The sequence below is a fragment of the Streptomyces albipurpureus genome (assembly GCF_023701525.1).
Taxonomy (GTDB): Bacteria; Actinomycetota; Actinomycetes; order Streptomycetales; family Streptomycetaceae; genus Streptomyces; species Streptomyces albipurpureus.
In genome coordinates this window covers 129,816-156,206 of record NZ_JAMQAW010000042.1, presented here as the reverse complement: position 1 = coordinate 156,206, position 26,391 = coordinate 129,816, and the positions used below count along the sequence as shown (strand labels likewise).

General features: G+C 68.6%; 26 protein-coding genes and 1 pseudogene. 23 read left to right on the top strand and 4 right to left on the bottom strand.

Features of this window, described 5'->3' with window-relative positions; genetic code table 11:
• From NBG84_RS31335 to NBG84_RS31285, 11 genes are all read left to right on the top strand, one after another.
• Positions 1-764: acyl-CoA dehydrogenase family protein (locus NBG84_RS31335; RefSeq protein ID WP_250923056.1), on the top strand; the 764-nt coding region annotated here is incomplete at its 5' end.
• A gap of 227 nt (positions 765-991) precedes the next feature.
• Positions 992-1,381 carry a hypothetical protein gene (locus tag NBG84_RS31330; protein WP_250923055.1) on the top strand — a complete coding sequence of 130 codons (390 nt, stop codon included), beginning with the start codon at positions 992-994 and terminating at the stop codon, positions 1,379-1,381.
• Positions 1,378-1,854 (top strand): hypothetical protein, encoded by a 477-nt coding sequence (locus NBG84_RS31325; RefSeq protein WP_250923054.1) that lies wholly within the window; start codon positions 1,378-1,380, stop codon positions 1,852-1,854. Before NBG84_RS31330 ends, NBG84_RS31325 begins: the two co-directional genes overlap by 4 nt.
• A 28-nt stretch (positions 1,855-1,882) precedes the next feature.
• Positions 1,883-3,028 (top strand): GntR family transcriptional regulator, encoded by a 1,146-nt coding sequence (locus NBG84_RS31320; RefSeq protein WP_250923053.1) that lies wholly within the window; start codon positions 1,883-1,885, stop codon positions 3,026-3,028.
• On the top strand, positions 3,025-3,867 hold the full coding sequence (locus NBG84_RS31315; protein WP_250923052.1) for an SAM-dependent methyltransferase: 843 nt from the start codon (positions 3,025-3,027) through the stop codon (positions 3,865-3,867). The genes NBG84_RS31320 and NBG84_RS31315 overlap by 4 nt, the downstream gene beginning before the upstream one ends.
• Positions 3,864-4,619 (top strand): hypothetical protein, encoded by a 756-nt coding sequence (locus tag NBG84_RS31310; RefSeq protein WP_250923051.1) that lies wholly within the window; start codon positions 3,864-3,866, stop codon positions 4,617-4,619. Before NBG84_RS31315 ends, NBG84_RS31310 begins: the two co-directional genes overlap by 4 nt.
• A gap of 77 nt (positions 4,620-4,696) precedes the next feature.
• Positions 4,697-5,152 (top strand): LuxR C-terminal-related transcriptional regulator, encoded by a 456-nt coding sequence (locus NBG84_RS31305; RefSeq protein ID WP_250923050.1) that lies wholly within the window; start codon positions 4,697-4,699, stop codon positions 5,150-5,152.
• A 106-nt stretch (positions 5,153-5,258) separates the two neighbouring features.
• A complete protein-coding gene (locus NBG84_RS31300) occupies positions 5,259-5,903 on the top strand; it encodes an STAS domain-containing protein (protein ID WP_250923049.1) in 645 nt (214 codons plus the stop codon).
• 132 nt (positions 5,904-6,035) lie between these two features.
• Positions 6,036-6,458, top strand: a complete 423-nt coding sequence (locus NBG84_RS31295; RefSeq protein WP_250923048.1) for a hypothetical protein — start codon at positions 6,036-6,038, stop codon at positions 6,456-6,458.
• Positions 6,449-8,308 carry a glycoside hydrolase family 15 protein gene (locus NBG84_RS31290; protein ID WP_425608734.1) on the top strand — a complete coding sequence of 620 codons (1,860 nt, stop codon included), beginning with the start codon at positions 6,449-6,451 and terminating at the stop codon, positions 8,306-8,308. Before NBG84_RS31295 ends, NBG84_RS31290 begins: the two co-directional genes overlap by 10 nt.
• A 92-nt stretch (positions 8,309-8,400) precedes the next feature.
• Positions 8,401-9,621 carry a hypothetical protein gene (locus NBG84_RS31285; protein WP_250923047.1) on the top strand — a complete coding sequence of 407 codons (1,221 nt, stop codon included), beginning with the start codon at positions 8,401-8,403 and terminating at the stop codon, positions 9,619-9,621.
• A 122-nt stretch (positions 9,622-9,743) separates the two neighbouring features.
• Here the strand turns inward: NBG84_RS31285 and NBG84_RS31280 are convergent, their stop codons facing one another.
• Positions 9,744-11,048, bottom strand: coding sequence for an NsdA family TPR-like regulatory protein (locus NBG84_RS31280; protein WP_250923046.1), 1,305 nt, complete (start codon positions 11,046-11,048; stop codon positions 9,744-9,746).
• A gap of 287 nt (positions 11,049-11,335) precedes the next feature.
• Here NBG84_RS31280 and NBG84_RS31275 point away from each other — a divergent pair, with 287 nt between their 5' ends.
• The 7 genes from NBG84_RS31275 to NBG84_RS31245 all read left to right on the top strand — a co-directional run bounded on the left by NBG84_RS31275 (position 11,336) and on the right by NBG84_RS31245 (position 19,631).
• Complete coding sequence (locus NBG84_RS31275; RefSeq protein WP_250923045.1) at positions 11,336-12,817, top strand: class I SAM-dependent methyltransferase; 1,482 nt, start codon at positions 11,336-11,338, stop codon at positions 12,815-12,817.
• 126 nt (positions 12,818-12,943) lie between these two features.
• Positions 12,944-13,651: a uracil-DNA glycosylase family protein gene (locus tag NBG84_RS31270; RefSeq protein ID WP_250923044.1), complete on the top strand. Its 708-nt coding sequence runs from the start codon at positions 12,944-12,946 to the stop codon at positions 13,649-13,651.
• Between the two features lie 88 nt (positions 13,652-13,739).
• Positions 13,740-14,534, top strand: coding sequence for a nucleoside 2-deoxyribosyltransferase (locus NBG84_RS31265; RefSeq protein WP_250923043.1), 795 nt, complete (start codon positions 13,740-13,742; stop codon positions 14,532-14,534).
• A gap of 174 nt (positions 14,535-14,708) precedes the next feature.
• Positions 14,709-16,481 carry an AMP-binding protein gene (locus NBG84_RS31260; protein ID WP_250923042.1) on the top strand — a complete coding sequence of 591 codons (1,773 nt, stop codon included), beginning with the start codon at positions 14,709-14,711 and terminating at the stop codon, positions 16,479-16,481.
• Positions 16,478-17,614: a beta-ketoacyl synthase N-terminal-like domain-containing protein gene (locus NBG84_RS31255; protein WP_250923041.1), complete on the top strand. Its 1,137-nt coding sequence runs from the start codon at positions 16,478-16,480 to the stop codon at positions 17,612-17,614. Before NBG84_RS31260 ends, NBG84_RS31255 begins: the two co-directional genes overlap by 4 nt.
• On the top strand, positions 17,611-18,639 hold the full coding sequence (locus NBG84_RS31250) for a beta-ketoacyl synthase N-terminal-like domain-containing protein (protein WP_250923040.1): 1,029 nt from the start codon (positions 17,611-17,613) through the stop codon (positions 18,637-18,639). Before NBG84_RS31255 ends, NBG84_RS31250 begins: the two co-directional genes overlap by 4 nt.
• A complete protein-coding gene (locus NBG84_RS31245; RefSeq protein ID WP_250923039.1) occupies positions 18,636-19,631 on the top strand; it encodes a thioesterase domain-containing protein in 996 nt (331 codons plus the stop codon). Before NBG84_RS31250 ends, NBG84_RS31245 begins: the two co-directional genes overlap by 4 nt.
• An 80-nt stretch (positions 19,632-19,711) precedes the next feature.
• Here the strand turns inward: NBG84_RS31245 and NBG84_RS31240 are convergent, their stop codons facing one another.
• On the bottom strand, positions 19,712-20,101 hold the full coding sequence (locus NBG84_RS31240) for a hypothetical protein (RefSeq protein ID WP_250923038.1): 390 nt from the start codon (positions 20,099-20,101) through the stop codon (positions 19,712-19,714).
• Between the two features lie 524 nt (positions 20,102-20,625).
• On the opposite strand from NBG84_RS31240, the gene NBG84_RS31235 reads away from it, so the two are divergent.
• From NBG84_RS31235 to NBG84_RS31225, 3 genes and pseudogenes are all read left to right on the top strand, one after another.
• Positions 20,626-21,768, top strand: a complete 1,143-nt coding sequence (locus NBG84_RS31235; protein ID WP_250923037.1) for a phosphotransferase enzyme family protein — start codon at positions 20,626-20,628, stop codon at positions 21,766-21,768.
• Between the two features lie 281 nt (positions 21,769-22,049).
• Positions 22,050-22,226: pseudogene (locus NBG84_RS31230) on the top strand (hypothetical protein); the annotation flags it as partial.
• 94 nt (positions 22,227-22,320) lie between these two features.
• Complete coding sequence (locus NBG84_RS31225; RefSeq protein WP_250923036.1) at positions 22,321-22,554, top strand: hypothetical protein; 234 nt, start codon at positions 22,321-22,323, stop codon at positions 22,552-22,554.
• Between the two features lie 169 nt (positions 22,555-22,723).
• Here NBG84_RS31225 and NBG84_RS31220 read toward each other — a convergent pair whose 3' ends face one another.
• Positions 22,724-22,885 carry a hypothetical protein gene (locus NBG84_RS31220; RefSeq protein ID WP_250923035.1) on the bottom strand — a complete coding sequence of 54 codons (162 nt, stop codon included), beginning with the start codon at positions 22,883-22,885 and terminating at the stop codon, positions 22,724-22,726.
• 735 nt (positions 22,886-23,620) lie between these two features.
• Positions 23,621-24,130 (bottom strand): helix-turn-helix domain-containing protein, encoded by a 510-nt coding sequence (locus NBG84_RS31215; protein ID WP_250923034.1) that lies wholly within the window; start codon positions 24,128-24,130, stop codon positions 23,621-23,623.
• 424 nt (positions 24,131-24,554) lie between these two features.
• Between NBG84_RS31215 and NBG84_RS31210 the strand changes: the two genes are divergently transcribed.
• Complete coding sequence (locus NBG84_RS31210; RefSeq protein ID WP_250923033.1) at positions 24,555-24,947, top strand: hypothetical protein; 393 nt, start codon at positions 24,555-24,557, stop codon at positions 24,945-24,947.
• Between the two features lie 137 nt (positions 24,948-25,084).
• The gene (locus tag NBG84_RS31205; RefSeq protein ID WP_250923032.1) at positions 25,085-26,389 is read left to right on the top strand and encodes a hypothetical protein; all 1,305 of its coding nucleotides are present in this window, start codon (positions 25,085-25,087) and stop codon (positions 26,387-26,389) included.
• Positions 26,390-26,391: the final 2 nt, after the last annotated feature.

Sequence of the window (26,391 nt, the reverse complement as noted above, 5' to 3'; positions counted from 1 at the left end):
GATCTTGTCGGCACCAAGCTGCCCAAACTGCCGCACTCATAGGCATTTTCAATGACGCTCAACACATCGTCCGCACCGGGAAGAAGAGCGACACCAGCCGCGGTCTGACCGCGTTCCTGATCGAGCACGACCGGCCCGGCGTCACCCTCGCCCCCCACCCGCCCATGCTCGGCCTGCGCGGCTTCTCCTTCGGCGAGTTGATCCTCGACAAGGTCACCGTCCCCGACAGCCACATCATCGGCGAGGTCGGAGACGGCCTCGACGTCGCCTACTCCAGCTCCGTCCTCTACGGGCGCCTCAACCTCGCCGCCGTCGCCCTCGGACTCCACCAAGCAGCCCTCGACCAAACCACCACCTACGTCAACAACCGCCCCCGAATAGCCCGCGAAGGAGTCGTCCGCGCCCGGATCGGCACGATCGCGTCCTCCCTGCGCACCTCCCGCCTCGCCGTCTACGACGCCGCCTCCCGCCTCGACCACGGCACACCGTGCGACATGGACCTGGTCAGCGCCAAATACGCGAGCGTCACCGCCGCCCAACACGCCACCGCCCTCGGCATGCAAACCCACGGCGCAGCCGGCCTGAACACCCACCTGCCCATGGAGCGCTACTTCCGCGACGCCCAATGCGTCGAACCCCCCGCAGGCACCAGCGACATCCAACTGCACCGACTCGCCGAAGACGCCCTCACACCCCACCGGCACGCCCAGTGGTCCCAGCGCTTCACCCACCCCCTGACGCCTCCCGCACTCTCGCCCACCTAACCCACCCACGCCCCGAACCGGGACCCCCTCATGTCCTCTCCTCCCCCCGCCTGCCTCCTGCTGTGGATCGCGGCCTTCGCCCTCTTCACCGTCCTCCAAGCCCTGGGCATCAGCCCCCACCAGTAGCCCGCACGCCCACACACCGCACCGCGTGGGCCGCTTGAGGGGACATCGCAGAGCCTCCGGCCCTCGCAGTGCCCGACCACATCGTCGCCACCTCCATGCCGATGTCTCACCCACCTATCCGACAGCGCAGAGAACCCAAGGCCACCAACCTCATGTCGTTCAAGATCGCCCTCGATGGGCCCAGTGTGCTCAGTGCACTCATCGTGATCGCCTTCGTGACTCCCACGGCAATCTGGCTTGACCGACTCCTCAGTCGCGCGCGACTGACCACTGCCCGCGCCGAAGACCAGCGCGACGCTCTTGCAACAGCGGTGAAGTTCCTGGCCTACAAAACCGCTCCCATCCCCACCGACCTCACTAATCGCCTGGACGAGCAATACCTGCCGCCCTTGGGCGCCCTGGAGAACAGGCTCGGCATGCACCTCATCCCGAACCCCGCCCGGCGCGCCACACCCACCCAGCCGCAACACGCCTCCCGAGGACAGTCATGACACCACCCACCGCCGTCCTCACCCCACCCGCAGGGGCGTCGCCCATCGCCCTCCCTCTCCACCACCAGGCGATACGCCCATCACACTCCCCCGCCTCTCTGTGGGCCCTGCGCGAACAGATCAACGCCCGCGCCGAAGAGCGCCGCAGCGGTCCGCTAGCCGTGGTCCTCTACGCGCTGACCGGCCCGCACGGCGACCCCACCGAACACCTGGACCTCACACGGCAGGTCGCGGACCGCAAACACGCCCAGGTCCACGCCGTCTTCAGCGACACCTCCGGGGACTTGGACCCGGCCCTGCGCCCCGGATGGGCCGATGTGCTGCGCACCCTCGCGCACCGCGAGGCGCAGGCGGTCGTCTGTGTGAGCCGCACCGCGGTCAGCAGTCACAACACCCTCTACCAGCAGCAGTTGCAGCGGCTCGGCGACCACCACACGGCCCTGTACCTGTTTCGACACGAAACCGCCCTCTGAGGGCCTGCGTCACGTTGAGGAATCCCATATGGCGAACACGACCACCCCCCGTCGGGCCGGTATGCGGCCAGCACTCGACTTGGACCAACTCCGTGACGACCTGCGGCAGGTGCGGACGCGGATCAGCCGGAGTCCGGCCCGTCCAGCGGTCGACCGCGACCAAGACTCCCTCGACCGGATCGTCACCAGGTGGGCGTCCGTGGCCTGCCAGTACCGCGATGCCTCCGCGTCACCCGCGGACCGCAAGCGCTGGACCGACCTCGTCGACAGCACCTGCCGCGATCGGGGAGCCTCCCTCACCCCCTACGAGGCACTCTTCGCGCGGACCGGCGCCGTACGCGACCTCCTCACGGCCATCCAGACCAGAACCCGACCCGGTTTGAGCGTCGATCAGATCGTGACGGAGATCCAGCGCAGGATCGACCAACGTCACTACCCGGTTGGTGCCTCCCTGCCGAGGAATCGGATCGTCTCCGACCTCAACGCCCGCCCCGACGACGTCAAGCTGGCCCTCGCCGACCTCACCGCGGCCGGTGTGGTGGAACGCCACGGCTGCGGCGTAGCGCCCGTTGAGGGTGGTGGTTCCCGGCGGTGGGTGGATGAGTACATCGCGGATCGGCTTCGTGAGGCGATCATCACTGGGCTCTACCCGCCTGGTGCATCCTTGCCGTCGCTCGCCGGGCTGTCGGCCGTGTTCGTCACCGACCAGCATCGCGTCACCGCGGGCCTACGTCTCCTGGTTGCCGATGGGCTGGTGGTGCTGCCCGCCGGTGAGCGTGCCCGCGTGCACCGCGACGTCGTCCTGGTGTCGTCCTCTGCCCTCCCCCAGCCTGTTCGGGCAGAACGCCAGATGACTTTCGATTCCGCTGCTATCCGTGTCGCGATCGGTGAGGCGAAGGGGCAGTGGCGCTACCGCCGCCACGTCTTCCCCGAGCTGGTGGAAGCGCAGTGGACGGACCTGCGTGCCATGGCCCGACACCTCCTGACCGCGCCGACCGCGTGTGACGAGGCCGCCCGCAGGTGGGCCGCGCTCATGGCGGACGCCCCGCTGCCGACCGACCCCGTCACGCGGTTGTGGCACACCGCCTGCCTGGGAGCTGCCCTCGCCCCGCTCCTCCCCCCACCACCAGTAGCAGAAGCCCGCACCTCTCCCTCACTCCGGAAATGGCTATGACACGTATCCCTGTCCCATCGCCTCCAGGCGGTCTCTCCGCCGCGAGCACGGCCCGGCTCTACGCCGCCTACCAGGGTGGAAGGGAGGAACGGGCCGCCTACGCGCAGGATCTGGAGATGGCGGCCAAAATGGAGAGCCTTGGTCTTAAGCCGAGGGTGATCGCCGGTGAGAACCGCGCCTTCCACACCCGGGCCGTCGACCACGCGACCAGGAAGCTCGGCATTCGGCAGGTGCTGGACGTCGGCTGCGGCATGCCCGCCGAATCCGGCCCCAACACCCACGACATCGTCGAGGCCCACCACCGGGCCGCACGGACGGTGTATGTCGACCACGACCCCATCGTCCGCGCCCACGCCCAAGCCCTTCTACGCAGCACGAACCTTGGGCTGACCACGGTGGTGGAAGAGGACCTGCGCCGCCCCGATCGCGTCATCGACGCGGCGCGGCAGCATCTGGACTTCCACGAGCCGATCGCCGTGGTCCTCACCGCAGTCCTGCACTTCCTCACCGACGTGGAAGAGCCGCACGCCATCGTCACGCGTCTCGTGGATGCCCTTCCGTCCGGCAGCGCCCTCGTCATCTCCCACGTCACCAGCGACTTCGACCCCGCCGTGATGCGGAAGGCCGAGGCGCTGCTGGCCTCCGCGCGGGTGCCCGCCCGTACCCGCAACGACGCGCAGATCGCGCGCTTCTTCACCGGGCTGACGATGGTGGACCCCGGCCTTGTTCCCGTCAACCAGTGGCATCCCGAACCGGGCCATGAGCGGGCGGGCATCGACCCCGCAGCAGTGCACAACTATGGCGGCATCGGCATCACAACAAAGGAGGCGGACCTGTGACAGGGACCGGCTTTCTCGCCTCGGCACAGGACACCCCCCTCACTGTCGCCGCCCGGCGCCTGACCGACGGCCTCACCGCCTTCCAACTGCGGCCCGTCCTCCTGTCACGCCGCCACCCGGGCGACATCTACACCGTGCAGCTCTCGGACTTCGTCACCTACACCGTCGCCGGCACCCGCATCACCGGCCGCTTCACCGACACCCACGCGCGGGCACTCGAACACGCCCTCGCCGGCCACGCTGTCGCTGCGGAAGTCACCGCGGAACGCGGCGCGCGCCTCGCGCTGCGCACCGTCCGCGATGTGGCTGGGTTGGCCGACCTGGTGTGGAAGGACCTCCCCGACGACTGTCGGGCAGCCCACCAACTCCGCACAGCCTTCCATGCCGCCGGGCGTGCCCTGCGCACTTCACCCGACGGCATCCACCCGCACGTAGCCGACGGAGCCATCACGATCGGGGAGATCGACGTCCCCCAGGCACTCCTGCTTCTGGAGCTCCTCGACGGCACACCACCACGCCCCACCCGCGGGCGCTGCGATTGCCGCTACCTGCAGGCCATCGCCGACGCGCTGCGCGGCCGGCTCCGCACCACCACTCCCCGCATCACGGTCACGGCCCAACCGTCATGCACCAGCGACTCGTCAGAACACATCATCGCTGTCGGCCCCGCCCCGGTGGAGCACATCCAATCCCTGACAACCCGCATCACCACCCACCCGGCGCAGGCACACGCGGCACCGGAGACCGCCTGACCCGCAGGCATGCCTCCGGCGTCGCTCGCTCTCGCCCCATCCGCACGCAGCCAACGAAGAAGTGGATTCCCCCGTTCATGCCCGCTCGTATCCGTCACGAGGACGGACTGCACACCACCCAACTGACCCGCAAGGAACTCGCCGTACTCACACACTTCGCCAAAGGCGGCATGAAAAGAGAAGTCGCCCAAGCGTTGGAGATCGCCGAAGGCACCGTCTCAAGTCACCTCGGACACATCGCAAACAAGCTGGTCGTCTCCGGTCTCCCCGCGATCCTCCACGCCGCCTACACCCGCAACATCCTGAAGCCCGCCGAACCCCAGAGCATCGAGACGACCGAGTTCAGCGCTGCGGAGCGCCGCATATGGCACGCCGCCACCGAGTCCACGTACGGAGCGCTCGCGCGCGCGGCGGGCCTGTCGCAGCAGGAGGCCGTCGGACAGCTGAAGACCCTGATGCGTCGGGTCGGGGCCGTCAACCGCGCTCACTTCGTCGCCCTCGGCCACGCCCACGGTGTCCTCACCCCTTCCTGACACCCGGGTGTGGCGAACCGCCAGCGCCCGCCGCCGGGACCCATCCGCGACCCGACCCAACCCGCGCCTCGCACAAGGCCCTATTGCTCCCCGCCCTGGAGTCTCCATGCCACCACCCCCCGACCGTGCCGAACCGCCTCCGAGCGCGAGCACCATCAGCACAAGCCGACCTGGCACCGAGCAGAACGGTACGGCCGCCCACACGACTGGGCGGGACATCGCCCGACGCCTTCGCAGCCTCGGCCACACCACCCAGCTCATCGCGACCCGACACGCGACCTTCCTCCTCCGCGCGGTCAACCACCTAGCCCACGGCTGCGGCATCACCCGAGACCTCAGGGTCGACGCTGTCGGCATCCAACCAACTGCCGTGGGGGCGACAACCGAGCGACTCGGGTCCGCCGGTCAGCTGTCCGCCAGTCCGGAGCAGGGTGTCCTGATCGTCAAGGTCAGCGGCATGGTCGAGGAACGGGAGCATGCACCGCTGCGGGACCGCCTCAACGCACTGACTGGCGCGTCGTCCGGGAATGTGGTCCTCGACCTGCGTGGTGTGGAGTTTCTGGTCCCAGCCGGGTTGGGCGTGGTGTTGGGGCTGCGTGTCCGGCTGAAAGAGGCCGGACGCACGCTCCATCTGCTGGGCGGGGAGCCGGTGCACCAACTCCTGCGGATCACAGGATTTACCACCGTGCCCCTGCACGACGATCTGGCCCAGGCCCTGGCCGCTGCCCAGGGGAAGCGGTGGCGACGATGACCGCCGCCAAGAACGGGCCGGACCTGATCCGCCACCACAACGCCACGCACGCCCTCATGGCCGCCCTGGAGGCCCGGCAGTGGAATCCGGCACGCCACGACAACCGCCAGACCCAGCACGAGGAACTCGTGGGTGGACCTCTGCCGGGTGGACGGCACCCTCGCGGGGGTCTGCATCAATGGGGGCGCCACCGCCGTCCGGGCCGAGGCCCTCCAACAGGCCCTGCGGGCCCGGGGCGTGGACATCCAGGTCAGCGCCACCGCCTCGTACCTCTCACAGCTGAAGATCATCCCGGGTTCCGTCGAGGCCATGACGCGGCTCACCGATCTGGTGTGGCAGGAGATGCCGGAGCCTCACCGGGCCGCGTTCACCGCTCCCGTCCTGCCTGCCCGCTTCACGCGTTCACCGGCGGTACCCCAAACCGGTACCCGCGGCGGGTACCGGCTGATGCCGCTCACGGCGGTACTCGCCTCGCGGGGCCACCCGCGTCACCGCGCCGGGGCCCGCCCTGCTTTCCCCTTTCTTTCAGAAATGAGCACCGCACCATGGCACTGATCGAGGACTACGCGCTCGTCGGCGGGATGACCACCGCCGCCCTGATATCTCGCGAAGGGTCTGTCGACTGGCTCTGTATGCCCCGGTTCGACTCCCCGGCTGTCTTCACCAGCCTGCTCGGCGGACCCGAGCACGGGAGGTGGACCCTCAGCCCCGCCGCCGGCCCGGACACGGGTGCCACCGCGGCCCGGCGCCGGTACCGCGGCGACACCCTGATCTTGGAATCCGAGTGGGACACCCCCCACGGGACCGTGCGTGTCACCGACTTCATGCCCCCGCACAGCAGCGCCCCTCAGCTGACGCGGATCGTCGACGGCGTCTCGGGGCAGGTGACCATGCAGTCCGTCGCGAACGTGCGCTTCGGCTACGGCAAGGACGCGCCCAGGATCCGCGCGGTCGGTGACCGCACCCGCGCCGCGCACGGCCCCGACACCCTCTGGTTCGACGCCGAACCGCCCGTGACCGCCGAGGACGGCACGCTCCGCTCCCAGTTCACCGTCGGCCCCGGACAGCGCGTCGCCTTCACCCTCACCTGGCAGCCGGCCGATGTGATCCCCCCGCTGCCCGAACCGAGGAACTCTCTGGCCTCCACCGAGACGTACTGGAACGACTGGACGTCCCGCAGCACCTGTACCGGCCCCGACCGCGAGACGGTCGTCCGGTCACTGATCACCCTGAAAGCACTGACCCACACCACTGGCGGCATCGTCGCCGCGCCGACGACCTCACTGCCCGAGGAGATCGGCGGCTCCAGAAATTGGGACTACCGCTACTGCTGGCTGCGCGACTCCGCCCTCACCGTCACTAGCCTCGTGAGAGCCGGGCACTTGGACGAGGCACGGGCCTGGCGCGCCTGGTTGGTGGACACCCTCGGCCGTAACGCGGACGGCGTGCAGATCATGTACGGGCTCGGCGGCGAACGGCTGCTGCCGGAACGGGAACTCGGCTGGCTGCCCGGCTACGAGAACTCCGGTCCCGTACGGATCGGGAACGCAGCCGCTGAGCAGCTCCAGCTGGATGTGTTCGGTGAGATCGCGGACGCCCTCGACACCGCACGGCGATACGGCCTGGAACCGTGCCCGCAGGCCTCCGCTCTCCAGGTGCGTCTCGTCGAAACGCTGGAGAAGCGCTGGCGGGAGCCGGACGAGGGGATCTGGGAGGTCCGCGGGCCGCGCCGGCACTTCGTCCACTCCAAGGTCATGGCCTGGGTGGCATTGGACCGCACGATTCGGCTGATCGAGTCCGGCGCGGCGACCGGCCCGTTGGATCGGTGGCGGGATGTGCGGGACGAGATCCACGACCAGGTGTGCGAACAGGGCTACGACCCTGAACGCGGCACGTTCACCCAGTCCTACGGCTCTGATGAGTTGGACGCGTCGCTGCTGCTTATCCCGCTCATGGGCTTCCTCCCGCCGGACGACCCGCGCGTCATCGGCACGGTGGACGCGGTCGTACGGGAGCTGTCCACCCCGGACGGGTTCCTCCTGCGCTACCCGACCCACGGCGCCCACACAGGGGTGGACGGCCTCAAGGGTGACGAAGGCGCCTTCCTTGCCTGCTCGTTCTGGCTCGTCGAAGCCCTCACCCTCACCGGCCGCCACAAAGAGGCCCGCACGCTACTCGACCGGCTGCTCGCCTTGCGCAACGATCTCGGCCTCCTCGCCGAAGAATGGGATCCGCGGCTCCAGCGACAGGTTGGCAACGCGCCACAAGGCTTCAGCCACTGGGCTCTCGCGGACGCCGTCTCCCGCACAGCGGCCAGCGCCGGTCACATCGGCCCGGTCGTTCCCGGCCCTCGGATAGCCCACCGCCCGGCGTCCCAGCCCGCAGTCCCGGCGGTGGTCGCGTGACCGGCCGCCCCCGGCGACGAGAACCTCGCGGCGTGAGCGTCCAGCAGCACGCGGGCCCACCCAGCAACCATTCGGAAGACACTGTCATGCCCTTGAGTTCGGACGCACAGGACCTGTACCTCGCCCTCGGCGCGCTGCCCGCCCAATTGGGTGTCGACGCGGACGTCGCCGCCGCGGTGTGCGCCCTGTCCGCGGAGCGGGCGCACACCATCCTCGACGAGCTCGCCGACGCCGGGATCACCGAGCCGGTGCGCGGCCATGGCGGCCTGGCCCGGCACCGGCTCACCGACGCCGCTCACGCCCGGGCCCGCGACGCTCAGCCGCAAGGCGCCGACAAGCACCGGACCGGCGCGGGGCTGCGGTTGTGCGAATGGCTGCTTGTACTCGCCGCCGGCGCCTGGGACCGGACCCGTTGCGAGCGAGGTCTCCTGGTCCCGGCCGCAGCACCGGCCGAGTGGCGGCTGCCATTTCCCGCCGGGGAGGGACAGCCGTGGTTCGAGGAGCGGCACGACCTCGTGGAGACGGTCCTCGATCTGGCGGAGAAGGCCGACTGGCACGGCATCGTCTGGCAGCTCGCGGACGCACTGTACGTGTACGCGGAGGCCGAACGCCCGCCGTGGTGGCGGAACATCGCCGTGCGGGGGCGGATCGCCGCCTGCCGTGCCGGTCACGCGGCGGCGGAGCGGCGGATGATCTGGTCCCTGGCCGTGGCGCTCGCGGCCGACGGCGACGACAGCGATATCGGCGCGAACGGGCAGCTCACCGAGTTGGCGCGGCTGGCCCGTGTGGACGGGGACCGGGCCGATGAGGCGCGCGCCACCTATGGGCTGGGTCTGATCCTGTCCCGGCGCGGGCATCACACGGCGGCCCGGGACCGTCTCCTGAAGGCGGCCGACCTGTGGGGCCCTGCGGCGCGCGGAACCGTCCCGGCGCTGACCGCCGCCGCCGAAGCCGCCCTGTGCGCCGGGGACCCGGCCGGGGCTGCCGGGGCGGCGGGCCGGGCCTATGCGGCGGCCACCGTACTGCGGCGCGACCATGACGCGGCGTGGGCGCTCGCCCTGCGCGGACGCGCCCGCCACCGCCTCTCAGACGTGGACACGGCCGTCGAGGACCTGCTCACCGCGCTGCCCGCCCACCCCCATGACAACGGGGAGCGCGCACACGTGGCCACGCTCACCTGGCTCGCCGAGGCGCTCATGGCCGCCGGGGACCCGGCGCGGGCCGAGTTCTACGCCCTGGCCGCCCGCGCACTCCCACCCGCACCCGCACCCGCACCCGCCGGTGTGGCCGATGCGCTCGGCCCGCTGCTGTGACCTCCGCACCACTCGCTCGCGAGTCCTCGGGGGAAATGCCGACCGTAATCACCGAACGTCTCCGTCTCCCCGGCCTCACTCCGCGGGGCCGCCCGGGCTCGGCACGTGAGGGCGCCGGGGGGTCAGGTGGCGCCTGCGAGGTGCAGGAGTTCGGAGACGCCTTCGGCGCTCCGGTAGCACTGGAAGCGGGGGACGAGGTCCTTCACGAGTTGCTCGCAGCGCGGCGCGCCGATGCGGCGGGCCGCGAGGAGGGATTCCCGCGCGGCGGCCGCGGCCCGTTCCGGTTCGCCGCGTTCCAGGTCGGATGCGGCCTGGTAGGTGCGGAAGACGGCCATCGTCTTCGTGCGGCTGGCGGGGAGGAGTTCCTGTCCTTCGGCGATGAGCCGGTGGGCGCGGGCGGTGTCGCCGAGGTCGAGGAGTGCCTGGCCCGTGTCCACGGCCAGGTCCGCGTGGCTGAGCCATGCGCAGAAGTCGGGCATCGGCCGGGAGGCCGCCGCGCCAAGCAGGTGCTCGGACGCGTCCAGGGCGCGGAGGGTGGCTCGTTTGTCACCTTGGGCGGCCAGCGCGCGGGCATATCGCAGCTGGAGCAGCGCCCTAGCGGCGGGGTGTTCGGCGCGGGTGAGGGCGTGGCGCAGGAGGGTGGCGGCGGTGGTGTGGTCTCGGCGCCAGGCTGCCTGGTAGGCGAGGTCGCCCAGGGTGTTCGCGCCGAGGTCGGGGTCGTTGAGGGCGTGGGCGCTGTGGAGGGCGGCGGTCCAGTAGACGGTGGCGTCGTGGTGGCGGCCATGGTCGAAGCGCCACCAGCCCGCGGTCTGGGCGAGGGAGGCGGCGAGCCGGTGGAGGCGGAGCCCGAGGTGGTGGGGGTAGCGGCCGTGGGCGATCAGGTCGGTCACCGTGGCCAGGTGGGCGTCGAGCAGGGCGGCCATGTGCTGGCGTTGCTCGGTGACGAGAGTGGTGAGGCGGCGTCCGCCGTCTTCGAGGAGTTCGACGGCGTCGTCCCCGACGGGTTTACCGTCCCGGACTGCGGCGTTCAGGGCTGCGGGGGTGGCGTGGGCCCAGTCGGCGGCGAGTGCGACGGTAGCGGCGGCCGGGACGGCGGTGATGAAGGAGCGGCGGTCCACAGTTCTCAGAGCCTCTCGCAGAGCGGGAACGATGCTGGGGCCGAGGGGGACCACGGCCGCCGGGAGCCAGGCCGGCCACTCCTTCGGAACGACCGCGCGAGGCGGGATGCCGAGGACTTCGGCGATGTACTGCTGGGTCTCCGCGTCGGGAGTGACACCCGCGACTTCCCACTTGCGGACTCGGTGCTTGTCCGTGCCCGAGCGCAGGCCCCGCCGGGCGGCGGACGCCCGGAGGCGGGCCGCGAGTTCGACCCGGGTCATGCCGGCGGCGAGGCGGGCCAGCGCGAGCGGGTGACTGTTGGTGTCCACGCTCGCATCGTCCCACCGCCGGGCGCGGCCGGGAACGGTTCCGACCTAAGGGGACCCCCGACGGGACCCCCGTCAACTCATGGACTCGGCGGCTGAGTTGAACGCACACTCGACTTGCCCGAGCGGGCTCGAACACGGCTCCGGCCGATCGCCTGCTTCCAGCCTGCCCGCACATCTCCGAGCCCGGTGCAACAGCCGGTTGCGTCGGCGGGCGGCCCCTTCCCGCGCACAGCGCCCCGATGCAGACGGCTAGCAGGACTGTCCAACGCACAGCGAAGGAGACCTGGATGACCGAGACAACCGGCCCGCAGGTCGTGCTCATCGCCTGCGACGGCATGGACAGCACGGTGACCGCCTATGACCTCACCTCCCGCGTAATCGGGGTGACGCCTGCTGTCCGTTGCCACTGCGACCCGAAGTTCACGTTCTGTGTCACCACGAAGGATGCCCGTGAAGGTGATCACCCGCTTGGTTCTGCCAACCAACAGGGGGCGCAGTGCCGCCGAGGGACAGAGGCCCACATGAGCCCGAACGGTATCTACTGGATGAACTACGCCATTAGCATCGGACAGAGGGCGTCGCATTCAGGTCGGCGGGTCGGTGTTGCGCTCGTTTCTGAACACGACGAGTTGATTTGCTCCGCCTTCGAGGGAGAAGTACGCGGCGCATCCTGGTATCGCACTCTGCGGAGCAAGATGCAAGAACTCGGATTACCCAGCGCACACAGCGCATATCTGACGATTAACACCCTGTCAGCGGACTGCTCGTTCGAGCTCGGCGAGCTTTTGAAGGAAGTACGCGTGGACAGGGTCTGTGTCGGTCTGCCAGACCCCGCTCTGACGCGTTACCTCGACGACGATCCCGTCACTGCACGAGGTCTCGTACACCGCTTCCCCGATGATTTGCAGCGCGAGATCCTCGAGCAGAACCGAGACTTCTACGCGGCGAGCGAGCAGAATATCGAGTGCAACCTTCACTACTCCACACATCGCATCAGTGAAGCCGTCGCCGCCCGGCTGAAGTCGAGCGGGTTCGCGCTTTCCAGGAGTGATGTCAATGCGAACAGGGGGAGGATCGCGCTTGCTTCCCTGATCTGCCAGAGGTATGGGGTCGAGGACAAGGAGGCTGATCGGGCCGTAAGCGACGCGCTGTCCGGATCCTTTGACGCGAAGTACGGCAGCTACGACTACGCGTACGACGCTCGTGCCGCCAACTCAAGGTGGACCGACGACTTCAAGTCGGTACATAGGAGGTCGTCCACACCTCCTCTGTCTGCCGTCAGCATCCTCAACGTCGGCGTCGGGGCCGGCTACGAAGCAGTGGCTTTGTTTTCAAATTGCCCACAGATCACCTTTGTCGACATCGCGGAACGCGGCCTTGCGAAGATACGTGAACGCATTCCCTCGTCGAGAACGGTCGTTTCCAGCGCCGAAGACCTGTCCGCGCTACCGGAGAACAGTTACGATCTGTATGTCTCCTTGAGAACGTACAACTCGTCGTTCTTCGACACGACCGCAGCGGTCCGGGAGGCGCACAGAGTCCTGAAGCCCGGCGCGGTGATTATCGTCTCCGTGGCCAACGGATTTCTGCATCCTGAGCGAGGCTGCGTTGTCCCGGGACTGATCATCCCCGGTACAGACTTCGTCGACATCTATCGCGGAATGGACACAGCCAATCTGATTGGCGCGGAGCTCGATCGTGCCGGATTCAAAGACATTCGAACGTTCCCGACAAATGGCGAGATTTACCTGTCGGCCGTCGCCGCTTAGCGCTTCCCGGCCCTCCAGCCGGCCACGTCCGCGACCTCTCATTAGTTCTGCGGGGCGACTGGATCGCAGACGGCCGGGTGCGACCGGACTGTTCAGTGTGACCAGCATGAAGGAAGGACTTGTGCAATGACCGGGCGAACGTCTGTGGCCCATCGGATTCTGCAGTTCAACGAGGAACTTGCGGGAACGACGCTTGAACTGCCTCCAGGATTCACGGCCATCAATCCGTTCAGCGGCCCTCAGAAGGATCGTGTCCGCGAGGTCACGACGGCGTTCTACCGCAAGTTCTACGACGACGACAGGCCGCGCCGTCTGGTACTGGGGAGCTCGCCCGCCCGCCGCGGCACGGCCGTGACCGGGGTCCCGTTCGAAGATGCCAAGCTCCTCGAAAGCGAAACGGGAGTCGATGTCGACGGCTATGCGGTGAGCCGGCCTTCCGCCGGGTTTCTGCACGACGTCATCAGCCGCTACGGGGGCCGCGGCAAGTTCTATGCCGACTTCGTCATGAGTTTTGTGTGCCCTCTCGGCCTGGTGAGAATGAGCCCCAAGGGGAAAGAGGTCAACTGCAACTACTACGAGAGCAAGAAACTGCTGGAGCTCCTGCACTCTTTCCTCGTGGACACCCTGGAACGTCAACTGGCATTCGGAACTGACACCTCGGTTTGCTACTGCATTGGCAGCGGCGAGAACTACGCTTTCCTCTCTAAGGCAAACGAGGGCCAGCGCTTCTTCCAGAGGATCGTGCCCTTGGAACACCCGCGCTTCATCACTCAATACAACCGGGACAGGGAGGAAGAATTCGCCGAGAAGTACCTCAGCGCCTTCCGTGAATGACACGGTTAGTTGTGGCATCCTCCCTGACGCTTGCCAACCTCTCAGGCCAATTCGATGTTGGCCGCAGGCTTCCAGTGCGCAGGAAGAGATGGAGAAGAGTACATTGACGGCAGAAGGCAGGGTCCTGGTCCACTTCGACTCGGAACGCGCGAACGTTTACCGCTCCCAGAGCGGCGAGTTGAAACTGCTCAAAAGGGAGCGGCTCGCGTTTGAAGACAGCCGCTCCCGTGAGGTGCTGGCAGAGAGAGTCGGCGAGTTCTGCACAGGGCTCACGGAGTTCAACGAGGTCGTCGACAACAGGACAACGCGTTTGTACGCCACCGGGGTCTTTCAGCAGCTCTCGCAGCCGGATGCGGCCGCACTAGTCAACAGTGTCTATGTCGACACCGGCCTCTATTTCAACATAGTCGGGCCTGAACTGAAGCAGTTCTACCGGGAAACGGGCATGTCCGCGTGCGGATCGAACGGCATGATGGAAGGCTTGATCCGGCGGGAGTTCCGGAGTGCTGTTGTCTGCGGCAGCTTCCAGCAGTCTCTGGGGTATATCGAGGACACCATCGCCCGTCTGCGCGCGAGCGGCACCGTAGTGCTGAGCCCTCAGTCCACAAGGATCAAGCCGGAGACCGCGGGCACCGACTTCATCCTCTTCGACTACCAGGATCTCCTGAAGAACGAACGCGACACGTGGCGGCACAAGTACGTGCACATGGACGCGTTCAGGAAAGCCGACGCCGTTGTCGTGTGCAACCCCGGCGGTCTCGTCGGAAAGGGCACCATCTTCGAGCTCGGCTTCATGTCCGCGCTTTCCAAGAGGGTCATCTTCACGGAGGAACCCCTGGGCGTGTCTGTCCTGTTCCCCTGTGAGGTCGGCCTGGAAGCCTGAGAACTCCCGCCCGGCGCTGCGGCACCCCGCCCCGCTCCTGCATCCCTGGCCGGGAACAAGCGACGTTTCGGCGAACGGTAAAGGGCCCCGCATGCCGGTTTGCGACGCACCGTCGCTCTCTGTCCCACCAGATCTCACTTCTCGATTACGAAGATACGGAAAGGACATCTGCCGATGCGCGACGCAGAGCCCATCGATACAGTCCCCGACAGGCTTCGAGAGATCGTGGCGTCCGTCCTCGAAGTGGAAGGGGATGCCTTCGAGTCCGGTGCCCTGTTCTACGAGGAGCTCGGAATCAGCTCCTTGGAGAAGGGTGCGATCACGGCCGCGATCGAGCGCGAGTTCGGAGCCCTGTCCGCCGGGGAGGCGGCAGCCCTCACCAGCCTGGACGCCGCGGTGTCCGTGCTCAGCGAGCGGGCGAGCGGGGTCAACCTGATCGGCCGTCTGGTGGCGGGTCACGTCTGCGCAGGCCGGGGCGACAGGACCAGCTACCTCGACCCCCAGGCGGGGGAGGTCACCTACGCCGCCCTCCTGGAAGCGGTACGTGGGTATGCGGGCGCTCTGCGGGCAGCGGGCGTGCCTGAGGGCGCTCGTGGTCTCCTGGTCGCCGACGACTCCGTGGCGACCGTCGTCGCCGTTCTCGGCCTGTGGTGGCAGGGCTGCGTCCCCGTGGTGATCAGCCCGATGCTCACGGACGACGAGGTCCGCTACATCGCCGAGGACTGCGCCGCCGCGATGGTGCACCTCGACGCAGCCCCCAAGCGGCAACGCGCCCTGGAGGAGCTGTTCGAGACGACGACCCGGTTCGCCGGCGCTGACGTCCGCGCCGTTCTGGCCACGGCCGAGGCCGGCCCCGCACGCTGCCCGCAGGAGGCTGGGCCCCCGGCCGCGTGGAGTGCGGGGCGTGAGGCGCTCGTGCAGTACACCTCCGGAAGCACCGGCATGCCCAAGGGGGTGCGGCACTCGGCGGGGGCGATCGCGGCCCTGGCCGACGGCATCGGCACGGTATTGGCGCTGACCCCCGGGGACACCGTGCTGTCCACCGCGAGGATGTCGTTCGGCTACGGCTTCGGCAGTTCCGTCCTGTGCCCTCTGGCGGCCGGTTCCCGCGTGGCGCTCATCAGCGGCACCGTCGACGTCCACTCACTCGCCGCCGCGCTGCAGCGTCACCAACCCACCGTGCTGTTCTCGGTCCCGCGGCTGTACGCCGCGCTGCTGAACGACTCCGGGGCAGCGGCGGCCGAATCTGTGCGGCTGTGCGTCGCGGCTGGCGAGAATCTGCCGGGTCCGCTCAGCGAGCGGATCCGCGCTGTCTTCCAGGCCGACCTGCTCAACGGTCTCGGCGCCACCGAGGTGCTCCACATCGTCGTCGGCACGCCGCCGGGAAACGAGCGTCCGGGCACTTTCGGGGTCCCGGTGCCCGGGATCACCGCGACCGTCCGGGCAGTGGACGGCACGCTCGTCGCCGACGGGGAGGAGGGCCGGCTCCACATCGCCGGCCCGACCGTCGCCCTCGGCTACATCGGACGGCCCGAGGCCGCCGCGGTCACCTTCGCCGACGGCGGCGCGTACACCGGCGACGTGGTGCGCCGCGCGCCCGACGGCACGTTCACCCATCTCTGCCGCGCCGACGACCTGCTCAACCTGGGCGGCTACAAGGTCTATCCGGGTGAGATCGAGAGCGTCGTCCGCGGCGCGGAAGGGGTCCAGGACTGCGTGGTGGTCGGCGGCCGTGACGCCGACGGCCTGGAGCAGGCCGTGGCCTATCTGGTGGCCCGGCCGGGATCCGACTTGGCCGGGGTGCGGCGCGCGGTGCTCGCCGCGATCCGTGGCGGCCTCGCCGCCTACAAGCGGCCCGCCCGTCTGGAGTTCCGCGACAAGCTCCCGACCACGTCGACCGGCAAGCTGGCCGCCTTCGAACTGCGGAAGGCGGCTGCACAACCGTGACCTGGGACATTACGGGCATGGCCGCCGTCGCCAACATCGGTGCCAGCCCCGAAGAGATCTTCGCCGCGTTGTGCGCGGGCCAGGAGAGCCGCAAGCCGCTGAAGGCGTTCGACCCCGACAAGTACCGGGCGGCCTACGCCTACGAGATCGACGACCGGCCCGAGGGCGGTGGCGACATCCCGCTCCGCGCCACCCGCTGGCTCACCACCGTGGTCCGTCAGGCAGTCGCCGACACGGGCCTGGACGAGGACCTGTCCCAGATACCCGTGCTGGTCGGGACCACCATGCGCGAGCAGCGCAGCCTCGAACTGTGGTGGCGCGACGACGCGGAAGTCGTCCTCGAAGACCTGCATTTCGGCACGGCCTTGAAGGCGGCCTTCGGGGCGTCCACCACGTACACCTTCGCCAACGCCTGCTCAGCCTCGCTGTACGCGCTCGGCGTGGCCACCGACATGATCGACCTCGGCCTGGCCGACACCGTCGTCGTCGCGGGCACCGACGCTGCCACCGAGGGCGGCTTCGGCACGCTGGACCGGGTGCAGAACGACCTCCCCGACGCGCTGCGCCCCTTCGACGTCACGCACAAGGGCATGCTGATAGGGGAGGGCGCGGCGGCCGTCGTCGTCCAGCGCGCCGGTACCGGGAGCGGGCCCGTGCACGCCCGGGTGCGTGGTGTGTCCATGGGCTGCGACGCCCACCACGCCACCGCGCCCGACCCCGACGGCATCACCCGCGCGGTGCTCGACGCCCACAGACGAGCAGGGGTGCGGGCGAGCGACATCGACCTGGTAATGCTGCACGGCAGCGGCACCCCCCTCAACGACACGACGGAGTCGAGCGTCCTTCGCCAGATCTTCCAGGGCGCGGGTGCGGGTCCGCGGATGACCGCCATCAAGGCGATGACCGGCCACACCCTGGGCGGCTCGGGACTGCTCAGCCTCGTCATGGCGGTGCTCGCCATGAAGGAAGGGACGGTACCCCCGGTCCTGGGGCTGACCGATCCGATCCCGGAGGCCGCGGGGCTGGGCCTGGTGCAGGGCAGCCCCGTCTCCGGTGACCTGGCCATCGCTCAGGTCGACGCGTTCGGCTTCGGAGGGATCAACGCCGTCGCGATCGTGGAGGCGGCTCGATGAACGCGACGAGCACCGCGCGCAGCGGGAGTGGTCCGAACGGTAGGGAGGTCGTCGTCACGGGCATCGGCCTGGCGCTGCCCGGAGTCGGGACGTACGGAGACCTTCTCGGACCGCTGCCGGGGGAGGGCGGCTTCGACCCGGCCACCGGACTGGTCGGACGCGAGCTGCGCCATAAGGACCGCGCGTCCCGGCTCGCCCTGCGCGCGGCCGAGTTCGCTCTCCACGACGCCGGTCTGACCGACGCCGACGCCATGTTCACGGGCGCGGCCGACTCGACCGCCGTTCTGGTCAGCACCAACTGGGGCAATGCGGACAGCGTTTGCGAAGCCGTCGACACCATCGCCACCGCGGGCGTCACGGGCCTCAGCCCCCTGGGGCTGCCGCAGACGTCCAGCAACGTCATCGCCGGTTGGGTGGCCATCCGCTACCGGCTGCGCGGCCCCAACCTGACCGTCAGCAACGGCGTCACGAGCGGTCTGGACGCCGTGGCCTGGGCCCGGAACCTCATCACAGCCGGCCGCGCCGAGGCCGCCGTCGTCGTCGGCGTCGAGCCAGGCAATCACGTGGTGACGAAGATCCTCGGCGAGCAGTCCACCGACGCGGCGGTCGCGGTCGTCCTGGAGCCCGCGGACGCCGCCGCTTCCCGGGGCGCACGGCCCAGCGCCACCATCGCCGGCTACGCACGGAGCCGGAACCTCGCCGAGGCACTGGCCTCCACCGGAGCGACCGAGGGAGGCCCCGTCGGACTGTGGCTCACGGACGGGACGGAATCCGCCGGCGCCGGGGCGGGCCGTCTGCTCGCTGCCATGCGCCGGATCGACCTGGAATCCCAGCTGGGCCCGCTGTCCGGGGCGCTCGGCGTCCTACAGTGCGCCACCGCGGCCGCCCACCTGGCCAGCGGTGCCGCTGGCAACGTCCTGGCCACCGTCGGAGGCCCCCGCCACGACGCGACGGCCGCCCTGCTGCTGACTCCGCCGCCGCCAGCCCTTCGCCCGTCCATGCAGGAACGAGGACAACACCCATGACCACGACGAGCGTGACCATCGAAGAGCTCCGCGTCCTGATAGCCGGGGCCCTGGAGATCAACCCCGAAGAGGTCACCAACGATGCGCACTTCGCTTACGAGCTCGACATCGACTCGCTGTTGATGCTGGAGATCTCCACCCGCGTGAGTGCGTACGGCGTCCCGGACAACGCGGTGGCCGCCAGCGGCGTCACCACCCTCGCCGAGCTGCACGCGTTCCTCACCTCGAAGCTCACCGGCGAGACCCCGCCCTCCCCGCTCATCCGACCCAGGCCCGTAAGCGACCCAGCGGCACGCCTGTTCCTGCTCCACCACGCCGGCGGCTCGCACCTGCTCTACCGGGGCTGGGCGGAGCACGTCCCCGAGGACTGGGAACTGTGTCTCCTGGAGGCGCCCGGCCGCGGCAGCCTCCAGGCCCTGCCGCTGATCGACGACTGCGGGCAGCTGGTCGACTACTTCCACGCCGCCGTCGCACCCCTGCTCGACCGGCCCTTCGGGTTCTTCGGCCACAGCATGGGCGCCCTGCTCGCCTACCAGCTCACCCAACGACTCCTCCGCGAGCGGGAACCGCTCCCGGCCTGGCTGGGGGTCTCCGCCTATGGTGCCCCGGGAGACGACGCCGGCGGCAGCAGCCCTCACCTGATGGCCGACGACGAACTGCGCGCCTGGCTGCGCAGCGGCGGCGGCAGCCCACCGCAGCTCCTCGACAACGAGGACGTCTGGAAGAAGTTCGCCCCGGTGTTCCGCAGCGACTTCAAACTCGTGGACACCTGGGCTGCTCGCCGCAGCCCCGAGCCGCTGCCCGTCCCGCTCACGGTGTTCGCGGGCCGCAGCGACACGCTGATCGGCGAGGACCGACTCCTCGCCTGGCAGGCGCTCACGACCGACTTCCGCGGACTCAAGAGGTACGACGGCGGCCACTTCTACCTGCTGGACCACGCGCAGCAGCTCACCGCCGCCATCACGGACGCGATGCGCCCCGCAGCCCCGTGAGCCCGCTCTCACCACCGCGCCGCCCGCCAGACGATCTACCCCGACGGGGCGCCTCCTGCGCAGGGCGCGGGGACGGGCGCTCAGGCGGCGGGGTCGACTTCGGGGTGCGTGAACCGCACGGGCCGGCCCAGCGACCGGGCGTAGGCGATCTCGGACCTGGTGCTGTCTCCGATGTAATCACCGACCACGAGCACCTCGTCAGCGAGAAGGATCTTCGACCGGTGCAGCTCGTCGAGCCGAATCTTCAGCGCCTCAGCCTCGACAGGATCGGACCAGAACTCATGCGGCGACTTCAGGTCGCAGCCCGGCTTGACGACGATCCTCCCGGCCTTGGTCTCCCGCACATCGGCCTCGGCCATCTCGGCCATAAAACGGGTGGAGCCGCAGATCGCGACGATACGCGGAAAGTTCAGCTGCTTCTTCGCCTCGGCGAGCTGCTCCGCGGGGGTGATCACTTGCGGGGACGACACTGTTCCTCCTGGTGGTGCTGCCCAAGGGATGCCTGCGGAGACGAGAACGAAGGCGTCCAAGATCGCCTCACGGCGAACCCCGTGCACGCCTGCGCGCCCGCACTCTATGCGACGAGCACCCCTACCCGGTGCCGCGGCGCCCGCCGGTCGGCCCTACCCCCCGCCCGTGCGATGCCGAACTGGTCAACGAAGAGTCGACGTCGCGTACCGCGCCCGCCGCCTCGATCAGGCGATTCACGCGGCATCCCGCCGCAGTGTCGGCTTGGCCGGCCGGCCCCTGCCGGCATCTGGTGGCGATGCCGGGTCGAGTCTCGAGTACTGCGACCACCCGAACGAGGGAGGCGCAATCAGATGACCGCATTGACGAAGCGTTGTCCGTCGGCGACCTCGCGGCCCCGGCGCGGCCCGCCGCGGCTCGCCTGAAGACCTGGCGGCCGCAGTCCGAGCCCGCCACCGGATCGCCACGACCACCGGCGCCCGCCCATCATCTGACCGCTATCGCTGTGCGCCTCGACGAGGAGACCATGTCCACCGCATCTCACCAGCCCCCCAAGCCTGTCGCCGCGATTTCGCCTCCCGGCCGCACCTCGGAGGAGGAGCAGATCACGGCGGTCGCCGACATGCTGGTGCTCGCGTACGGGCTGCACCCGGCAGACATCACGCGTATCCCGGAAGGCACCGCGACGGACAACTACGCCGTCGTGGACCAGGCGGGCCGGCGGCACTTCGCCAAGGTCTACCGCACTCGGGAACATCTGGATCTGGAGCGGACCTCGGTCGAACTGTCCGAGTACTGCGCCGACGAAGGAGTCACGACCGCGCGGGCAACCCGCACACGCGAGCACGAACTCATCGCGACCCACGGCCGCCTGCCCATGTCCCTGTGGTCGTACGTGCCGCACACTGCGAGCGCCGAAGGCGGCCTGACGGGTGCCCGGTGGGCAGCGGTCGGCACAGCGATGGGCCGCCTCCACAGCCGGCTCGCCGCCCACCCCGCCGCCGCACCCACCCTGGAGCCCGGTGCCGCGGTGTGCGACGTGGCCGCCTCGCGGGACCGCTTCGAGCGCCTGATCCATGCGTACCGGCACATGCCCAGGCTCGGGGAGTTCGAGACGTGGGCGCTGCAGGCGGCGCGTGAGCGTCAAGTCATCCTGGGGGACGTCGAGTGCGCCCTCGCTTCGCTTCCACAGCTGACCGTCCAGATCCTGCACGGCGACATGGCCGGCCCCAACGTTCTGTTCAAGAACGACGAGGTTGCGGCGATCGTGGACTTCCGACCGCCCGCATCCGGGTACCTCGCCTGGGAGATCGCACGTCTTGGCTGTGACCCCAAGAGCGTGCTGGACAACAGTGCGGAGAGCTGGCTCACCGGATACACCGATCTCACCCTGGCCTACCGGGACGCCAACCCGAAGACGCCCGCAGACGACCTCTTGTCCTCGCTGCGTGTCGGCTGTGCAGCCATGCTCTGCTCGGCCTTTCCGCTGTCGGTACCAGTGGAACGACCGCACATCGTCGACGCCGCACTTGAGGCCTACGGGCGGGTGCGGCACGAGGCGGCCCTGATGCTGCTGGACCGGCTCCCTGACATGGAGGAGGCCCTGCGTGACGCTCTTCGCAAGCCGCCACCCCCTGACAACGAACTCGCCTGTCCGGGCCTGCTGTAGAGCAGCAGGACACTCAAGGGCCGGCCGAGGTAGGTCAGGAAAGCGGGGCGGCGATCATCTGTTGAGCTGCTCCACTTGGAATAGTCCGTCGGGACCGATACGGATAGCGGCGATGTCGGCGAGATGATCGGCTGGTCGCGAACGACAGACAGCGGCCAAGCGACGTCCCCGTCCGGCCCACCGCCTTTTCAGGTCGATTCTGGCCGTACTGGCCGCCCTTGCCCGTCCGGCCAAACGCTGGCGCCTGAAGTCTCGCCTCGTGCAGCTGCTCCAGCCGCAGCGCCCTGTGCAAGCACGCCGCCACGGCCCTGCTCCAGGTGGCCCGCTGTTTCGACACGATGCCCCTCGTCCTGCTCCTGCTCCGCGGCCGGGCCCGTCCGACTTCTTCACCGGCCTTCGCGACCCCGACCACCCCAGCCTCCACCACCGGCCGACGCGGCTGGCACTGCCGCCGGTGACCTCGGCCCAGAGCGCCTACGACCAGTGGGAACACACTCCGCACCCACCCCTGCCTGCCCTGCCAGCTCTTCCCGACCAGCCGGGAACGCCGCCGTGACGGCCCAGCACGCGCACTCCCTGCTGCTCTCCATTACTCAGGCCAGCGCCCCGGCGTCGACAGAGCCGAAAGACCACCTCGCAGCAGCCGGGCGGGAGAGTATGTCACCGGCGCCGCATCCGCTCCCCCACATTCCGCTTCAGCAGCGGCTCAGGGAGCTTCCGGAGGCCACGGGCATGACCACGGCGGAACTGGCCCGGCCCATCCGCGATCTAGACCCGGCCGACTGACCCGTCGTCCGGTGCCCTCATCCAGCGGGGGCGCCGGAGCTCATGGCACCGACCGGCACCAGCGCCCTCTGCTCTACCACCTCTAAGACGACGACACTGACCCATGAGACGACTCCTGCGGCACGAAAACGCCCGGTGAGCCTGGGGTGATTTCGTGTGTGCGCTCAGTTCAGCGCAGGCCGTCTGTGTCGTCGTGCTCGTCGCCGACCGGGAGCAGCCTACGACTGCCCGTCTGGTCCTCGCTGTAGATGACCGCGGAGACCGCGCTGTCGTAGGCATCGTTGAGACCGTTGCCGCTTGTGCCGAGCATGTTCTCCCAGTCGATTCCCATGCCTACGCAGCCTAGCTGTACTGATCGAGGAGCGCGGAACTGCTGCTCGGGCTCGACCTATACCGTCACCGGCTCAGGTGCGGTGCTCTCCCGCTCCGAACGAAGCGGTTTGCAGAGCTTTTGCACCTGCTGGCACAGGTCGGCTATCAGCCTGTCCCTTCCCCACAGCAGCTGCTCCTCCCCTGCGAGCCGACCTAGCTCGGGTTCGCGCAGGTCGCGTCCTCCGGGCGGGTCGGGTCGGTTGGTCCTCGGTGCGTGGCGCGAGCCCCACGGTCGATGGGGCCCGGGCGGGCAGATCGGCTGCCGCGCGCAGGTGTGCGGATCTGCCCGAAGGCCACCTGGGGCCGGGTCGACCCTACTCGGCAGGTGCCGCTGCCAGGGGGTGGGGAGGCGCGGCGGCGATCGAACTATCGAGTACGCAGACAGGCGCGGCTTCGACGCCGTTGGCGGCTCTTCGGTTACCACCGGGCGGCGGGGCACGGATGGGCAATCCGGCGTACGGGTGGAATGTCCGTGGCTCCAGCAGCAGCGCCGTGATCACGTCGAACACCAGCAGCCCGATCGATGAACTGTGGCAGGTGAAAGCCCCGAGCGTTCTGGATCCGAGGGGTGATCAGCAAGCCAGGGGTTCTGGACCGGCAATATGGCGAGTTCGACCACAGCCGATCGGTGGCGGAAGCCCGGGGCGGCGAATTTCTACGACCTGGAGTTCAACCAGGCCCGCCCGGAACAGCGTCATGAGCCTGTGCTTGCGGCCTCTCCGGCCGGCTTGTCGCGGGCAGCACTCATCCGGGCGTCGAGGGCAGCCTGAGTCTCGGGATCGAGTTCGTAGTCACCGGCGGTCTCGGGATTGACGTCCATCGCGTGAGAGCGGAAGCTCTCCCGCTCGGCGGAGAGCTGCTGAATGGTCTGGGTGATCCGGTGGATCTTCTGGCGCACCTTCTCCCATTCCTGCTCGGCGAGGGCGAGCTCGGCAAGCTGGTTCTGGATCTCAGCCTCGTTTTCCCGGGCGTAGCTATCGCTGACCAGTGTGATCAGAGGAACGTCGAGGGCCTGGGCGGCGGTGACCGCCTCATCGAGCCTGACCGCGCGGGTTTGCTGCTCGATGCGCGTAATGGCGGTGGAGTCAAAGTTCGTGCCGAGCAGTGCGGCCATACGGCGCGCCAGCTCTGCCTGGCTGATGCCGAGGCGTTCGCGTTCTTGGCGGAGTCGGCGGGCGAAAACGTCCCCGGGCAGTGGGTTCATGGCGATTTGGCACTTCCTGGTCAAGATCGCGATTGACGGGGCGTATGGGGATGGCCCGCCTCGAAAATGAGCAGGCCAGCGTCGCAGAGTGCTAGGGCAGCACATTACACATCTCGCACTGCGGATTCCACAGGTGTCCACCGCGACCCGAGGTCGCACGCCGCAGCGTCGATTCTACTCGTCTCCGAGCACCTTTCAGCCGCCTATCGATAGCCTTTCCCGATTCCCTTCGATTCGCTGTACGAATGAGGTACATTGGCCATCGCGGACGTGCACATACATGAGTCGACAGGCGGGTCGGCGGCATGTACCCAGTCACTCAAGCGCTTCTATCGGCGCCCGCCCGGGTGAGCGGCTTCGCTTGTCACCTCGCGGCTCACTGCCATGTCACCGACATGATTCGAAAGGCAAAGAGGGAAGAACCATGACGAAGATCTACGAGGTGGCCGCCCTCACACAGGCATCCCTGCCGAGCGCGGCCTGGGACCTGACGAGCTTCCTGCAGAACGCCAAGTCTCAGATCCAGCTCTGGGGTGGCCTTCTCCTCATGATGATCGGCGCTGCCGGCCTGGTATGGGGCGGTGTGCTCCTGCTCAAGAAGCTGATGGCCAACCCGCAGTCCGCGGGCAACCAGCAGGGCTGGGGAACGATCGCGCTCCTCATCCTCGTCGGCGGGGCCCTGGGCACCGGCGGGTGGTCACTGATCTCAACGATCGGCTCCGGCGGCCAGCAGACCATCACGGACCTCGGCGGCGGCACGGTGATCATCCAGACCGCCGATGAGGTCAGCGGACTCCTGAGCGGCCCCTCCGACTAGGAGACCGTCACAGACCGTGCACACCACCGGGAGTAGAGGCGTCGAGCGGACCGGGTCGGTTGAGGTGCAGGCCTCCTCCGGGCCGGTTTGGCGTTTCCGGGACCACAGCACAGCGCAGGCACGAAGGAGAGCAGAGCATGGGGATCACGGACAAGGCCCGGGCCTTCAACAGGAAGTTCAAGCTCGACTCGCACCATGCAATCGAGCGCTTCGGGGTGTTCTTCGGCATCTTCGCGGTCACGGGTGCGATCGTGATCAGCGCATCGGGTGCCTTGGCGTACCAGGCGGGGCGTGACTCGCTGTCGCAGACAGCGCTGTACACCAGCGGCTTCAAGACGTCGAAGACGAATCTCGACGGCACCGTCGACGGGGTCTACACCAACAAGAGCGGCAACAAGGCGCTCGTGATGATGCACTTCAGCCCGACCGCCCAGATCTCGTACAACGCCGCGGACTACCGGGCGTTCCTGCTCGGGTCGGACACCTCGTTGAACAGCGAGCCGGTCAGCACCAGCGGGATCAAGGGATCCTTCTACGCCTTCGGCTCGACCGGCTACATCGGGCTCCTCCTGGACGCCGACCGGCCTTTCGACCGTCAGGTGTTGAACTTGACGGTCCGCGCGAACGCCGAACTCACCACTCCCGGAGCGAAACAGCCGCAGAGCAGCGGGAAGCTGGCCGGCGACGAGACCTTCTCCAAGTACGACCAGTGGCGGGTCTTCTTCAACCCTGGCGCGTCCGGCGTCCAGAAGATTGCGGCGCTCGACGCCCTGGCCTTCGACCCCGCACAGGCCTACTACGAGGTCGCGCTCAAGGAGAAGGAGGCCGAAGCCAGGGATGCCCTGGACCAGAAGCTCGTCGAGATGCGGACGAATCTGACGCAGATTCAGTCATATACGTCCGAGCTGCAGACGACGAAGATCGACGGCCTGTTCCTTCGTCCGCCGACCGTCCCGGTCGCGATCGCCACGGACGAGATCACAGGCTTCTCCGCAGCCGAAGCAAAGGACGGCGTTTCGACGCTGGCGCTGGAGACCAAGCACGTCGTCCCGGGCGGCTTCGACCTCAACTGGCGCGCGGGCAACGTCTACGACGGCTACCTCGACGCCCTGGTGCCAGCCGGACAGAGCTACGCCCAGTTCTTCACCAAGAAGCGAGACGGGGGCTCGGATCCGACCAGCCGCCAGGTCTCGGACATGCAGTGGACTCTCTCGGACGGCACCAGCCTGACCAGGGACTACCAGTCCTCTGACGTGACGATGCGCCCGCTCATGAACATCATGAACAACCTTTCGCAGGCGTATCAGAACTACTCCAGGAACAAGTCCCAGTACGAGTCGGACCTCTCACTCGACCTTCTCCGGCTGGACGTGAGTTTGCGGGACGTGCAATCCAACGGCACCGTCCGCGGCGACAAGGACTTCCTCACCACGCTCCATTGAGT